The sequence below is a fragment of the Bacillus sp. FSL R10-2780 genome (assembly GCF_038006125.1).
Taxonomy (GTDB): domain Bacteria; phylum Bacillota; class Bacilli; order Bacillales; family Bacillaceae_G; genus Bacillus_A; species Bacillus_A cereus_U.
In genome coordinates this window covers 162,462-175,932 of the sequence record NZ_JBBOUQ010000003.1, presented here as the reverse complement: position 1 = coordinate 175,932, position 13,471 = coordinate 162,462, and the positions used below count along the sequence as shown (strand labels likewise).

Sequence of the window (13,471 nt, the reverse complement as noted above, 5' to 3'; positions counted from 1 at the left end):
TTTGGGGCATATTTGGGGTCACTATACATCACCATCAAGTTAAGATAAATTTGTATCCATATAGCGAAAAAATCGCTATTCTTTTTGTAGAAATATGCAGAAAGGATGGCATTTTTTATGAATCTTTCGATTCAAGATGAACTCCAATTATTTGCTGAGGAATTATATCAATATTTTACTCCTTCATTTTTAGAAGAGCTTGCTAGAGAGTTAGATTTTGTTCAACGAAAGCGCAAATTTTCAGGACATGACTTAGCCACTATTTGTGTTTGGATGAGTCAACGGATAGCGAGTGATTCTTTAGTTAGACTGTGTAGTCAACTACATGCAGCTACAGGAACTCTTATTAGTCCAGAAGGACTAAATAAACGGTTCAATAAAAAAGCTGTTTGTTTTTTAAAACATGTTTTCTCTGCATTATTAAAAAATAAAGTTTATGAAACTTCAGTGATTCCAAGTTCTTCACTAACCCATTTTCAACGAATTCACATTTTAGATGCAACGATTTTTCAAGTGCCAAAACACTTAGCTAGTGTGTATCCCGGTTCGGGTGGTTGTGCACAAACAGTAGGTATAAAGATTCAATTGGAATATGATTTACATAGTGGGCAGTTTTTAAATTTTCAAGTTGAACCAGGGAAGAATAATGATAAAACCTTTGGAACAGAATGTTTAGCGACATTACGGCCTGGCGACCTTTGTATTCGAGATTTGGGTTATTATTCACTGGACGATTTAGATCAAATGGACCAACGTGGGGTATATTATATATTGCGGCTGAAATTAAATAATATGGTGTATATCAAAAATGAGTTTCCTGAATACTTTCGAAATGGGACAGTAAAAAAACAGTCTCAGTACATCAAAGTTGATTTAGAACACATTATGAATACCTTAAAACCAGGACAGGTCTATGAAATAACAGATGCTTATATTGGAAAGGATAAAAAACTATTTACACGCGTTATTATATATCGATTAACTGAAAAACAACTTCGAGAACGTAAAAAAAACAAGTGTATACCGAAAGTAAAAAGGGTATTACGTACTCAGAGAAAAGCAAACGATTAGCTGGTATGAACATTTATGTTACCAATACACCTTTGGAATGGGTTCCGATGGAACAAATACATGATTTTTATTCCCTCCGCTGGCAGATTGAAATTATCTTTAAAACTTGGAAATCCTTATTTCAAATTCATGATTGGCACAATATCAAACGAGAGCGATTAGAATGCAACATTTATGGAAAACTCATCGCTATTTTTTTATGTTCTTCTACTATGTTTAAGATGCGACAATTAATTTTACAAAAGAAGAAAAGAGAATTAAGCGAATATAAAGCCATTGGAATGATTCAAGACCATCTATACATTCTTTATCAAGCTATACAGCAAAACACCCGAGAAATAACAAAGATTTTAATCCGCCTGTTCCATCTTCTACAGAAAAATGGACGAAAATCTCACAGATATGAGAAGAAGACTGTCTTTGATATTATGGGTGTTGTCTATGAGTATAATGGATTGAGAAAACAAAAAAAATTGCATAATTAAAAAAGTGAAACCCGTTAGGGTTTATTTGGTATGCGCATTTTTAAGAATATACTTCTATTTTAAGAATGTTTTAACCCGGCTGAACAAAAGTTCAGTTTGGTACACTCTTAAGTTGATGGGCGTGTATGGTGACCCCTAATTGGCGCATTTGAAACATGATAGAAGAACAGAGTAGCTACACTTTGGCTTATCCATACGCATAAAGCTATTAAATCTTGTGCGCGATACTTACTTGTTCGCTGTACAAACCCAGCATCTCTAGCTAGATTCTGTAAGGTATTTGGGGATAACAGACTCTGAATCTCCTGTGCAAATAGTTGTAGTTCGTCAGATACAGAAATAGACATACAAAAAACGCCATCCTTTCCTATGATTCTACAGAAAGAATAACGTATTTTATTCATTTTGAGGGTATTTCTTTTTATTAGCTTGATAGCGATGTGGTGGAACTCCTGTTTTTAAAAAATAAATATCACAAAATCAAAGTGTAAAATCACACTATTATAGACAAAAACACTCTTGTAGTGTAAAATTACACCATAAGAAGAGGAGAGATATTATGGATAAACAAGAATTTATTCAATTAGTAAATGAAAAATTAAAACTTATTCGTATTGAAAATGATTTATCACAAGATAAAATGTCTGAAATTATCGGTTTATCCAAAAAAACCTTAATAGAAATAGAAAAAGGGAGACGCAGTCTCACATGGACGGGCGCAGTGTGTGTGGTCACTCTTTTTGAAGATAGCGATATAGTCCATATGACTTTTGGAGACGATATTAACGAGATTATCAAAACAATTGCTTTTACAAATTATAATAATAGTTTCCCAAAGACTTTAGGAGGAAAACTATGGTGGCGAGAACTAAAAGAGTTGAATGGTTATAAAATACAACAAAACATCCTTTCTCAACATTACCGAATTTTAAACAAAGAAAATCATAGAATATGTAGTTCATTTGAATTAAATGAACTTGAAAAAAGATTTATAGAAATAACAAAATAATTATAATAGATTCACCTGAAAAAACTTATTAAGTAATCTTTGATTGATGTCACAGCAAAAATCTTAAATAAATTAAATTTTGGGGAGTAATTAAAATGAAGAAAATAACAATCATTTCACGTTTAAATATTATAATAGCTAGTATGTTAATATTAAATTTATTTATTTTCACATCTCGAATGCGCTCTTTACCATGGTTTATTGAAGATGGTTGGGGATATTTAGGATTAGTTCCGACATCTTTTGTTTTATTAATCATCTTTTTAAAATCTTATCAGCTACATAAAAATAAAGAGATAAGTAATTCACAAAAATTTATTCCACTTGTTTCAGCAATATTTACACTCTTCTTTCTACTAATGCCTTTAAATGATTTTATGACTATATTTGCGCTTATAGTCAATGTAAGTATATTATGTTTTATATCCTTTTTGACAAATTCTAATTATAAATAAAATTATAGATAAAAAAGAGTTGTTCAATCGAACAACTCTTTTTTATCTATGAGAAATGCACTTCAAACGGTTCTGGTGCAAAGATTGCATTTATTTAAAAGAGGTATATATATATTCCTAATGGCATCTATTCTTATGCAGACATTCCGAATAGTTGATGAATAAACTTCACTTCATTCTGGACAGACTTGTCCCGTAAAATAAGTTGGCCTTTTTTAATGATATGCATCGCTTCTATTCCTGAAAGAATAGATTTAGCTGTACGAAAAGATTTCAATCCTAACATTGAACGAACTCTCTTTTTAATAAAACGATGATCTTGCTCTACAATGTTATTAAGGTATTTTACCTGCCTTATTTGGATGCCTACAGGCATCTTTTTCTCTGTCTTCAACTCTTCAATCGCTATAGGATAGGCCGGGTTTTTGTCCACTGTAATCACACGGGGCTTTGAAACATGAAAAAACTGCAAAGCTTTCTTGAAAAAACGCTTTGCACCCCATATCCATCAACTTAAGAAAAATAAATGTCCTCAAAACGAAAAAATGAGCTGACTTCTCAGAATAACTACCTGTAGAGAAAGAAAATTTTCATTTAGGGGGAACAATTAATTTCTTAACTTGACGGCGATGTATGATGACCTTTAATAGGAAGAACGAAAAAATTTTTTTAAGGGAAAAATCAAGATTACAGCCAAATTTTTGCTAATTGAGAAACTCCTTCTATTATCTTTTGTTCACATAAATCACCCAATCCAAGTTGAATATGCGGATATCGTGGTAGATATTTCGAGAAATATTTTGAACAAGGATAAACTACAATTCCGTGTTCATATGCCCTTTCAATTAGCATTTTTTCACTCATTTCTGTTTTCACTTCAATAATAACGAAAATTCCTGAGCTACCACCTTTTATTTCAACATAATTCTTAAAATGTTTTAATAATTCCCTATTCAATAGATTCATTTTACGTTTATACAAAGCTTTCATCTTCCTTAAGTGTGAGTACCAATATCCTTCATTCATAAAGGTCGCCAGTGTTCTCTGATGAATAGATGAGGATGTTTGCTCAAGAAAAGGGAGTATCTTTTTATATTCACTTATTAGCCTCCTAGGCAAAACCATATAACTGACACGGATAGAGGGTAGCAGTGCTTTTGAAAAAGTTCCTAAATAAACCACCCTATCATTAGAATCTAAACTTTGAAGAGACGGTATAGGTTGATGGATGTATCGAAATTCACTATCATAATCATCCTCAATAATATATCCTTCCACCCTTTTTGCCCATTGAATTAACTTTAATCTTTCATTGACGGGGATAGTCACTCCATATGGAAAGTGGTGAGTAGGAGTGACATATAAAAGTCTAGAAGGCGATTTTAAAAGGATATCGACCTGGATGCCTTGTTCTTTTACCGGGATTGGATCAATGATAAATGATTGAAGAACAAAAAGTTCCCTTGCCATATTATATCCAGGGTCTTCTACGGCCAGATAATGATAGTCTTGCTTTAGCAACAACGACAAAAGTAATAACAAGTGCTGTGTGCTACTGCCAATAATAATTTGTTCTGCAGAAGTATTAACTCCTCTTGATTGAAACAAGTAATCTGCTAGTACCTTCCTTAATTTAATGTCGCCTTGTTTTTCTCCGTATGAAAACATGCTAGAGTCTTTAATGATTTTGTTTGTAAGCATTCTCCATTTTTTCAAAGGGAAGTTCTCTTGATCCACTGTCCCAATCTTAAAGTCAATAGTTTTCATGGCAGCATGATTTGTTTCATGATGCTGTTCTCTAATGGGTTCATAATTAAGTGTCTCATCCGATATAGTAGCCTCTACAAAAAATCCCTTTTTGTTCTCACTTCGAATATATCCTTCCGATTGCAGTTGTTCATAGGCTACTTGAGTTGTGTTTCTGCTGACCTCTAATTGGATAGCAAGTTGTCTAATCGATGGCAACTTTGTACCCTTTTCTAATTTACCAGATAAAATCTGAGTGCGTATGTATTGATAAACTTGTTGGTACATAGGAGTGTTACTTTCTCGATTGATATTAAATATTAGTTCATTCATCATTGTAATACCTCATCTGTCATTTGTATTTATTGTAAACTGTACCTTTTAGAAATGACAGTATAAATGAATAATGAATTTAGAAAAAAATTTAATTTGGGAGAAAACTCATGACAATATTTATGTACATATTTTGTTTGATTGTATGGGGACTCAACTTTATTGCAGTAAAAATTCAAGGAACTCCTGTCAGCTTAGAATTATCCTTAACTTATCGTCTAGTTATGACAGCCTTTTTATTTTTGATTCTTGTTTTGTTCCTTCGACCAATAGGGATGCCAACAAGAAAAGATATCCCATTTTTAATAGTTTTTGGTGTATGTAACTTTGCATTAAGCTATTTATGCCTTTATTACGCCACAATTTTGAGTTCTGCAGCAATCGTAACATTGGTTTTTTCATTAAAGGTGATTTTGACCCCGATTGCCCTTCGGATTTTTTTAAAAGAAAAGTTACATTCACGCGTTTTGGTTGGGGGGATTTTTGGTGTATTAGGCGTATGTATTCTCATCTATCCGAATTTGAACAACTTTCAAGGGTCCAATGACATAAAAGGAATTATGGTTGCGATCTTAGGTACGCTTATTACAGCAGTAGGTGATGCCAGCTCGGCACGAAATGCAAGTCACAAGGTGAATCCTATCTATGCAAATGCCATTGGATTTACAGTGGGAAGTATATTGATGGGAGTAATTGTATTATTTCAAGGACAAGAATTTATATTTCCAACATCGTTTTCATATTTATTTGGGTTGCTATATTTAACTCTGTTTGCTTCATTTGTAGCATGGTTATTCTATTTGAAGCTTGTAGAAAAAATTGGAGGAGCTCAAAGTGGCTATATGGTTGCACTTTTCCCGGTAATTGGAGGAATAGCTTCCGTTTTAATCGGTGAGTCAGATCCATCATTGTATTTGTTTGCTGGTTGTTTTTCTAGCTGTATTGGCGCTGCTATCGCATTAGGGTTTAGAACTCGGAAGCAAGTTGCGAAATTACCTCTAAAAAGAGTTAATTAAGAAGGAATAAGTGTTGTGAACTTGAAAATAGAGCTCATTTATTTGGTATGCAAAACTTTAAAGAGCTTATACTGGATCTTTAGAAAAAAGAAAAAATCTCAAGTGAAATTAAACTTATATAATCTTAGCTTGATGGGCATGGGGTAGCGTCACATCGCTATCAAGCTAAGATTTTTAATTAACCCCATAACGAAAATTTTATGCATCGTTGACTATTGATAATGATAGGTTATGTTAATTAAAATTGTATGGGTGATATATCATAAGTATTTGTATTTCAAGTTATATATTGGTATGATAACCTGGTTAATTTAGGGAAATGAAGGAGGAGGAACATGGATTTAATCAAAGAAGTGACGTTATTAAGATATCAATTTAGACTTATGCAAAGTATGATTCAGTCAGATGAATTCCCATTTTATAGATTTGCTATAGATTATGAATTTGAAGAAGAACAAGTAAAGACTTTAAGGGGTCCCGCCAACCAAATGACATAAAACTCACGATAAGACATTTTTTGGAAAAGAAAAAGCCGATTTTCCTACGTTAGGGGTTACCATACATATCCATCAACTTAAGAACTCATTACAGCCAACTGTAGATGAATATTAATTATTTTTTCACTAGACTAACCCATACATGATAAAAATGTACATGACAAATAGAACCTATAGGGTCTGAATTTTTGATACTATGCAGCTCGATCTTGGCACATGGTATAATTGTATATGACACCTTACGAATAAAAAAGACCACCTCATATAAGATGGATTCCACTTTCTTGCTATTCAAAGAAATCATCATACCCCGCATTATAAATACCGATAACGGTTAGTTTGTACTCTTGATCTCCATATTTTTTTCTCTTCTCACGAACAACAGAGCTGTTTCAAAAGCTCCCTCTTAGCAGAAGTTTACTTTTGTGACAGCTCCAGTTACTCTATATATTATTTATTGCTTGTTTCTACTTGCTTGGCCTCTGTTGTTTCAGCAGCTTTTGTCAGCTTTCCTTCTTTTTCAAGCTGAGCAGTTAGTTCATCTAACGTGATCCCTTTTTCTTTAGCCATTTCTTCTAAGTTGACAGTTTCACTGGACTTAGTATTTTCCCACATGTCGTTGTTGCTCGCAGCATATGCAGATCCTCCAACAACAGATACCCCTAGCACAAGTGTAGCAATTATTAATTTTTTATTCATATTAAATTCCTCCTAGAATGTTTTTAACCTCTACCATACGATAGATAGATTCTATAATATTACAATTGAGCCTGCTTGCCTGCATCCTTTCTATTTGATGTTACCATTGTGCTTGGTTATGATATTTTGCACAATGGAAAGTCCCAAGCCTGAGCCACCCCATTCACGAGAGCGTGATTTATCCACTCGGTAAAACGGCTCAAATATATTCTTTTTTTCCTCATCGGGGATACCAATTCCCGTGTCTTTAATTTCAACCATTACCTGCTTTTTATCCGATTTAACTTTAATCATTACCTTACCACCGTCGATATTGTATTTAATACCATTTTCAACAAGGTTATAAAACGCTCGATAAAGTAAATCTGTATTCCCGTAAAACACTATCAGCGCAATCCAAATATAGTTTAACCTCTTGTTCATCAGTAATATTTGTTAAAAAACTAAGAATTGAAAGTTTTTTAATTTTTTTACAAATAGCACACAAAAATGACATACTTCTAGACTATTTTTAGATAGAGGAATTATTTTTTGAAATGGTTACTACATATAAAGGAGACTTCAAAATGGATATGGATTCATATTATTGGGAAATGGTTAAGAAAAATATTGGTGTGTATTCTGAACAGGAACAAGAATGTCTTCGAAATAAGAAGGTCATTATTTTTGGACTAGGGGGAGTAGGTGGATATGAAGCAATTCTGTTTTCGCGAATGGGAATAGGGCATATTACCGGTGTTGATCCCGATGAATTTGAAGTTTCTAATATTAACAGACAAATGTTAGCGCTTTCTAGTGTTGTAGGTGAACCAAAAGCAAAAGTTGCAGAACAGGTTGTAAAAGATATACATCCCTATATATCAACAAACTTTATACAAACAAGAGTAGATGAAGATAATGTAATCGAGCTTATAAAAGGGCATGATATTGTAGTAGAAGCCGTAGATGATATGCCTTCAAGAGTTATTATACATAGAACAGCTAGAGAATTAGGCATACCAAGTGTGGGGATGTCAGGTAGCCCCCCAACACGAGGATTTGTTTCTACATTTTTCCCAACCGGAATTCCTTATGAAGAAGCATTAAACATCTCAAGTGTCGGATGCAAATTAACAAATCAAGAATTAAGACAACAAATTGCTGATATAAAGAAAAGTCGAGCTTGGTATTCTGTGGAGAAAGGCGCACCAAAAGAGTGGGCGCAAGATTTTTGTGATGGAAAAGCAGGCTGGATTATCACACCGATGCGTGCTCATCTATTGTCACTATTTAGCTTTCATGAAGCAATACAAGTTTTAACTGGTCGTGAACCTCTAGCTAGAGCGCCTAAAGGCATTGTAATGGATTTAGATAGTCATATCCCGGTTCAAGTAAAAGAAGTCCCAAAGGGTGGATGGGATTATAAAACACTGTAAGGAGGAATATAACTTGTTAACAAAAAATAATGATATGCAAAATATATATGAAGAAAGTTTTACGCGAAATATTGGTGTTATCTCTGTAGCAGAGCAGGAGAAATTAAAAAATTCTCGAGTTACTGTAGTTGGAGCAGGGGGCGTAGGAGGAATTACACTCATCCAATTGGCGCGAATGGGTGTGGGTTCTTTACATGTTATTGATCAAGATGTATTTGAAGCAAGCAATATCAATCGACAAATGCTAAGCTCCAACAGTAAATTAGGACAGCCGAAGGCAGATGTTGCTTTAGAAGTTTTGCAAGACATTAATCCATTATTACAAATAGAGATAACGAAAGAATTTGTTACCGAGGACAATGCATTAGAACTTCTAACGAATACAGATGTCATTATAGATGCAACTGATAATTTAGTAGCGAGAGTAATTATCCATCGTACAGCTCAAAAATTAGGGATTCCTTCTATTTGGATTGCAGTTACACCTCCCTTTAGAGGTGGCGTCATGTCTTTAACTCCTGACTCTACGCCTTATGAAATCGCGTTAGGATATCCGTCTTATCAACAAGAGCTAACACCAGAAATGCAAAATAAAATTCATAAATTAAAAGATGGACGTGCTCTTCATTCCGTCAAGCATGGTGCGGATGAGAAATGGGCAAATAATTATGTACAAGAAGATCGTCCATGGGCTGTGCTGTCTCCCGTTGCGAATATCGTAGGCATTCTAGCAAGCTTTGAAGCATTTAAATTTATAATAAATCGAGAAGACTTAAAACCTGTAATAAGTCCAAATTTAATACAAATTAACCTTGCAAATCAAAATATGGTACATGTGTCTGTACCTGAAAATGATAGTTGGGATTATACAACATTATAGATGAGGTAAGAGAATATGCTTCCTTTTTTGTTACTGGGGATTATTGTTACACTCGCTCTACTTGTTAAGGATTATGCGCTAGCTGGTGCGGCTTGTTTATTAGGAGTTTTACTTGCTGTTGGACAAAAAACTTTATTACATCTTATTCAACAATATTCTTTTACAATTGGTATTTTCTTTCTGATGCTATTCCTTTTAGTACCAATTACATCTGGAAAGATTACAAGTGAACACGTAATAAAATTAATTACCTCTCCTATCGGATTAGGATCCATTCTAGCAGGTTTTACTGTGTCATATATAGGAGGAAAAGGTGTAGGAGTTCTACCTATGAATCCTATGATATTGTTAGGTGTCTTAATAGGTACTCTTATTGCCGTATTATTTACAAAAGGGTTACCAGCCGGATTAATTATTGCGGCTGGAATCATAGCTATCATTTCTATGAAATGAAAGGAATATTCTAAATGAAGATAAAATGGACACATATTAGTTTAGTAGGGATTTTTTTGATAATACTTATGTCTAGTTGTTCTAATATCAAAGAAACCTCTCAAAATGATCAAACTTCTAAAGTGGTAAAACAAGAATTAGAAATTCAGCAAGGAGAAGAAAATTTATTTTTGCTTCATAAAAACTTAAATAATAAAAAACAGTATACATCTGATGAAATCATTTTATTTTTAGAACCATTTAGTGTACCTACAGCTCAAGCATTTGATGTACCAAAATTTTCATGGATGGATGAGTATGCCAGAAAAGGGTATGATACTTGGGCTATGGATTTCAGAGGGTTTGGTCGTTCTTCTCGCCCTAAAGAAATGTCAGATCCTCCTGCCCAAAACCGTCCGGTTATTCATTTGAATGATGCAACTAAGGATCTAGAAACAATTGTAAATTGGATTAAAAAGAAGAGAAACGTAAAAAAAATTCATATTGTTGGATGGTCATATGGAGGTGTTGTGGCTGGAAATTATGCAATATCCCATTCTCAAGATATTAATAAACTTATTTTATATGGATATATGCATGGGTTCACACTTCCTATGATGACACAGCCTTTCGAAAACCCACTACAACCTAATCAGTTTAATCCTGAAGCACCAGCTTATCAAATGGTGGACTTTGATAAAGGAATGCATCATTGGCATATGATGATGGGAAATAAAAAAATTGTTACAAACGAAGCAATGGATGCCGTAAAACAAGTTTTTATTGATTCAGATCCTATGAGTAAGAAAAATAATCAAACGATTCGTCGACCAGTCGGTCCACTTGAAGATTTATTTTATATTTGGAAAAATCAGCCCCTATATGATGTATCTAAGATTACCACTCCATTACTTGTCATTTACGGGGAAGATGACATATTTGCAGACCGAAATATGATGTCAAAATTAACAAGTACAAAACAAAAAAAAGAAGTAGTAATCCCTGATGCTACACACTGGGCTGTTTATGAAAAGAATCGTAATACCCTATTCGAACAAACATTAAACTTTATAGAAGCGAAAGAAGGCAAACAGGAATGAAAAAGGGTTTAACAATATTAGATGCTACCTTGCGTGAAGGAGAACAACAATGTGGTATTCGTTTCTCCAAGGAAGACAAAATTACATTACTTCACATGTTAGAGGATTTTGGAGTAAGTCTTATCGAAGTTGGACACCCTGGCATCTCTGAAGAAGAAGAAGAGATTTGCCGAGAAGTTGCAGCATCTGCAAAGCACGCCGAAATACTTATGCATGCTCGGGCGAAAAAAGAAGAAGTTCATGCGGCTTATCGTGCTGGTGCCGATTGGATAGGAATCTGGGCGTCTATTAATCCTATTTCTTTACAAACAAAGTATACCAATCGATCAAAAGATTATGTTATTAATCAGGTGAAACATGCTATTGAAGAAGCAAAATCTTTAGGAATGAAAATCCGTTTTACTATTGAAGATGCTTCACGAACGGAATGGGAAGATATCGCCTACATTGGACAGATTGCACATATAGCTGGAGCAGATCGAATCAGTTTAGCAGACACTGTAGGAATTTGGGAGCCAGGTCAGTGTGCGACAATCGTGAAGAAATCTGTTGAGACATTCCCTTGTGAGATTGAAGTTCATCTTCATAATGATTTAGGATTAGCCATGGCAAATGCTCTTGCTGCAATCGATTCAGGGGCATCTGTCATTGATGCTACATTGTGCGGAATAGGTGAACGTGCTGGGATTGTTGATTTGCTAAATTTATCAGTATTTTTATCTCAAAAGCGTAATCTACAATGCTTTAAACTACAGATGATTCCTGAATTAACGCACTCTCTCCAATTAGCTACTGGTTGTCAAGTAGATCATTGGAGACCGATTATTGGAAAGAATATATTTACTCATACTGCATCCTATCATATACAAGCTGTTCAGCAGAATTACTCAGCATACGAGGGCATTCAACCTGAAATGATAGGAAGAGTAAGGAACATACAACAAAAACATATAGAAAGAAAAGGGCCTCGGCTTTCAAAGTCTCTCCGAGTTAGTAAACCATTTGTAAAAGGAGCATCTGAGCTTTTATATCATCGTGATGGTCCAGGAGAGCGTTGGGTACAGATGGATTATAGAACTGATGAACGTGCTTCATTTTATGTAATACAGCGTGTATTTTACGACGCCCATATGGATGAGAACTTAGAAGGACATGTAGATACTCATGCACATCATTGTGATAGTGCCTTTATTTTTTGGGGGAATAGAATAGATGGTACAGGTCTCATATGTGAAGTTGAAATTGAAGGAGAATTGCAAATAATTGAAAGTCCAGCATCTGTTTTTATTCCATCGGGGTTAAAACATAGGTACAAATACCTTTCGGGTACAGGAACATATACAAACATCGTACTAGCACCTAATTATAATTCTAGTTTGTTAGAGGAAAACTCATCAAAAGTATTTGTATATTAGTAAAATATAAAAAAGTTTTTATTTCTGTTATGATGATGTTTTAGTAAACCATCTGACTGATAAGAGTATAAGCAGCCTCAATGTTCTTTATGTGAAAAAAGAAAAAACAGATAGAATGCAATATGTTCTTTGAATTCTATCTGTTTTTTGAATGGCCCCAAAAAGAAAGAATCGTTGCCGTGCCCCTGTTAAGCAATTATTATCAAAAAAAAATTCCATCCTTGAAGGCATATATCTATGGTCACTGATTTATGCTTATAAGTGCCAAACACTTATAGTAGTGTAGCTGTCACTTTGGGTGATAAATCGTAGTGCGAGACGCGCCCCACTTTTCCGTGATATCCTCACCATATCCAAAAAAGAAAATTGTACGTTTGGACACATTTCAACTTATTCTCTGTACGCTACAACATAAAATAGCCCCAAGGCAGGTGTTGCATATATTACGTTGCAAATCAATCTCCAAAAATGATACAATATTTGTTTTTTCCTAAAGAGTTTATCATAATAAAAGGAGCTAGATTCTATATCTTAGCTCCCTTATTTGCAAATTATTTAATTATAAAGGCTACGATTGCTAAAACGATACACATAATCCCACTTAATAATTGTCCTATTCCAGAACTCTGACCATTAATTAGCAAGTTGAAAAGATTTTTTCTGGTTTGAGTTTTTCCTACGAATGCATCATACTTCTTCATTTTATATACACCCGATAAAATTAATGCTACACCAATAACGATAAGTAATACTTTTAAAGCCACTATATTTACCTCCACTTATTATGTATATGTTGAATTTTTCTCAATCATTTTTTAGTTGTTATTATAATCGTGAACAACACTCGTCTATAATTTCTAAAAAATCATTATCAATTTTTATAAGTTAATTATTACATTTTAACATTAAATAAACTAT

General features: G+C 33.9%; 12 protein-coding genes and 4 pseudogenes. 10 read left to right on the top strand and 6 right to left on the bottom strand.

Annotated features, from left to right (window positions below):
- Positions 1–117 precede the first annotated feature (117 nt).
- A pseudogene (locus tag NSQ47_RS27085) lies at positions 118–1,556 on the top strand (IS4 family transposase).
- A gap of 173 nt (positions 1,557–1,729) precedes the next feature.
- On the opposite strand, the pseudogene NSQ47_RS27080 reads toward NSQ47_RS27085, so the two are convergent.
- Positions 1,730–1,903 (bottom strand): annotated as a pseudogene (locus NSQ47_RS27080) (IS4 family transposase); the annotation flags it as partial.
- 212 nt (positions 1,904–2,115) lie between these two features.
- On the opposite strand from NSQ47_RS27080, the gene NSQ47_RS27075 reads away from it, so the two are divergent.
- The gene (locus NSQ47_RS27075; RefSeq protein ID WP_002107148.1) at positions 2,116–2,565 is read left to right on the top strand and encodes a helix-turn-helix transcriptional regulator; all 450 of its coding nucleotides are present in this window, start codon (positions 2,116–2,118) and stop codon (positions 2,563–2,565) included.
- Positions 2,566–2,660: 95 nt separating this feature from the next.
- Positions 2,661–3,020, top strand: a complete 360-nt coding sequence (locus NSQ47_RS27070) for a hypothetical protein (protein ID WP_002107147.1) — start codon at positions 2,661–2,663, stop codon at positions 3,018–3,020.
- Between the two features lie 133 nt (positions 3,021–3,153).
- On the opposite strand, the pseudogene NSQ47_RS27065 reads toward NSQ47_RS27070, so the two are convergent.
- A pseudogene (locus NSQ47_RS27065) lies at positions 3,154–3,516 on the bottom strand (DDE-type integrase/transposase/recombinase); the annotation flags it as partial.
- Between the two features lie 191 nt (positions 3,517–3,707).
- Entirely contained in the window at positions 3,708–5,099 is a 1,392-nt protein-coding gene (pdxR, locus tag NSQ47_RS27060) for a MocR-like pyridoxine biosynthesis transcription factor PdxR (RefSeq protein WP_341038813.1), read from the bottom strand.
- Between the two features lie 110 nt (positions 5,100–5,209).
- Here pdxR and NSQ47_RS27055 point away from each other — a divergent pair, with 110 nt between their 5' ends.
- Positions 5,210–6,115 (top strand): DMT family transporter, encoded by a 906-nt coding sequence (locus NSQ47_RS27055; protein WP_002107144.1) that lies wholly within the window; start codon positions 5,210–5,212, stop codon positions 6,113–6,115.
- Between the two features lie 335 nt (positions 6,116–6,450).
- Positions 6,451–6,588, top strand: a pseudogene (locus NSQ47_RS27050) (DUF1878 family protein); the annotation flags it as partial.
- 474 nt (positions 6,589–7,062) lie between these two features.
- On the opposite strand, the gene NSQ47_RS27045 reads toward NSQ47_RS27050, so the two are convergent.
- On the bottom strand, positions 7,063–7,311 hold the full coding sequence (locus NSQ47_RS27045; RefSeq protein WP_341038772.1) for a hypothetical protein: 249 nt from the start codon (positions 7,309–7,311) through the stop codon (positions 7,063–7,065).
- Positions 7,312–7,401: 90 nt separating this feature from the next.
- The gene (locus tag NSQ47_RS27040; RefSeq protein WP_341038771.1) at positions 7,402–7,734 is read right to left on the bottom strand and encodes a sensor histidine kinase; all 333 of its coding nucleotides are present in this window, start codon (positions 7,732–7,734) and stop codon (positions 7,402–7,404) included.
- A 143-nt stretch (positions 7,735–7,877) separates the two neighbouring features.
- Here NSQ47_RS27040 and NSQ47_RS27035 point away from each other — a divergent pair, with 143 nt between their 5' ends.
- Genes NSQ47_RS27035 through NSQ47_RS27015 form a run of 5 tightly spaced genes read left to right on the top strand, consistent with a single transcriptional unit; the run spans position 7,878 to position 12,553 of the window.
- Positions 7,878–8,726: a HesA/MoeB/ThiF family protein gene (locus NSQ47_RS27035; RefSeq protein ID WP_002107140.1), complete on the top strand. Its 849-nt coding sequence runs from the start codon at positions 7,878–7,880 to the stop codon at positions 8,724–8,726.
- Positions 8,727–8,739: 13 nt separating this feature from the next.
- Positions 8,740–9,606 (top strand): HesA/MoeB/ThiF family protein, encoded by an 867-nt coding sequence (locus NSQ47_RS27030; protein ID WP_002107139.1) that lies wholly within the window; start codon positions 8,740–8,742, stop codon positions 9,604–9,606.
- A 15-nt stretch (positions 9,607–9,621) separates the two neighbouring features.
- Positions 9,622–10,059: a DUF441 family protein gene (locus NSQ47_RS27025; RefSeq protein WP_002107138.1), complete on the top strand. Its 438-nt coding sequence runs from the start codon at positions 9,622–9,624 to the stop codon at positions 10,057–10,059.
- Positions 10,060–10,073: 14 nt separating this feature from the next.
- Complete coding sequence (locus NSQ47_RS27020; protein ID WP_002107137.1) at positions 10,074–11,138, top strand: alpha/beta hydrolase; 1,065 nt, start codon at positions 10,074–10,076, stop codon at positions 11,136–11,138.
- Positions 11,135–12,553: a homocitrate synthase/isopropylmalate synthase family protein gene (locus tag NSQ47_RS27015; protein WP_002107136.1), complete on the top strand. Its 1,419-nt coding sequence runs from the start codon at positions 11,135–11,137 to the stop codon at positions 12,551–12,553. The genes NSQ47_RS27020 and NSQ47_RS27015 overlap by 4 nt, the downstream gene beginning before the upstream one ends.
- Before the next feature lie 551 nt (positions 12,554–13,104).
- Here NSQ47_RS27015 and NSQ47_RS27010 read toward each other — a convergent pair.
- Positions 13,105–13,317, bottom strand: coding sequence for a hypothetical protein (locus NSQ47_RS27010; protein WP_204208966.1), 213 nt, complete (start codon positions 13,315–13,317; stop codon positions 13,105–13,107).
- Between the last annotated feature and the right edge of the window lie 154 nt (positions 13,318–13,471).

Coding starts and splice junctions, on each gene's coding strand:
- NSQ47_RS27075 (WP_002107148.1), top strand. CDS start 2,116: ATGGATAAACAAGAATTTATTCAATTAGTAAATGAAAAATTAAAACTT.
- pdxR (WP_341038813.1), bottom strand. CDS start 5,099: ATGAATGAACTAATATTTAATATCAATCGAGAAAGTAACACTCCTATG.
- NSQ47_RS27070 (WP_002107147.1), top strand. CDS start 2,661: ATGAAGAAAATAACAATCATTTCACGTTTAAATATTATAATAGCTAGT.
- NSQ47_RS27025 (WP_002107138.1), top strand. CDS start 9,622: ATGCTTCCTTTTTTGTTACTGGGGATTATTGTTACACTCGCTCTACTT.
- NSQ47_RS27035 (WP_002107140.1), top strand. CDS start 7,878: ATGGATATGGATTCATATTATTGGGAAATGGTTAAGAAAAATATTGGT.
- NSQ47_RS27040 (WP_341038771.1), bottom strand. CDS start 7,734: ATGAACAAGAGGTTAAACTATATTTGGATTGCGCTGATAGTGTTTTAC.
- NSQ47_RS27055 (WP_002107144.1), top strand. CDS start 5,210: ATGACAATATTTATGTACATATTTTGTTTGATTGTATGGGGACTCAAC.
- NSQ47_RS27020 (WP_002107137.1), top strand. CDS start 10,074: ATGAAGATAAAATGGACACATATTAGTTTAGTAGGGATTTTTTTGATA.
- NSQ47_RS27015 (WP_002107136.1), top strand. CDS start 11,135: ATGAAAAAGGGTTTAACAATATTAGATGCTACCTTGCGTGAAGGAGAA.
- NSQ47_RS27045 (WP_341038772.1), bottom strand. CDS start 7,311: ATGAATAAAAAATTAATAATTGCTACACTTGTGCTAGGGGTATCTGTT.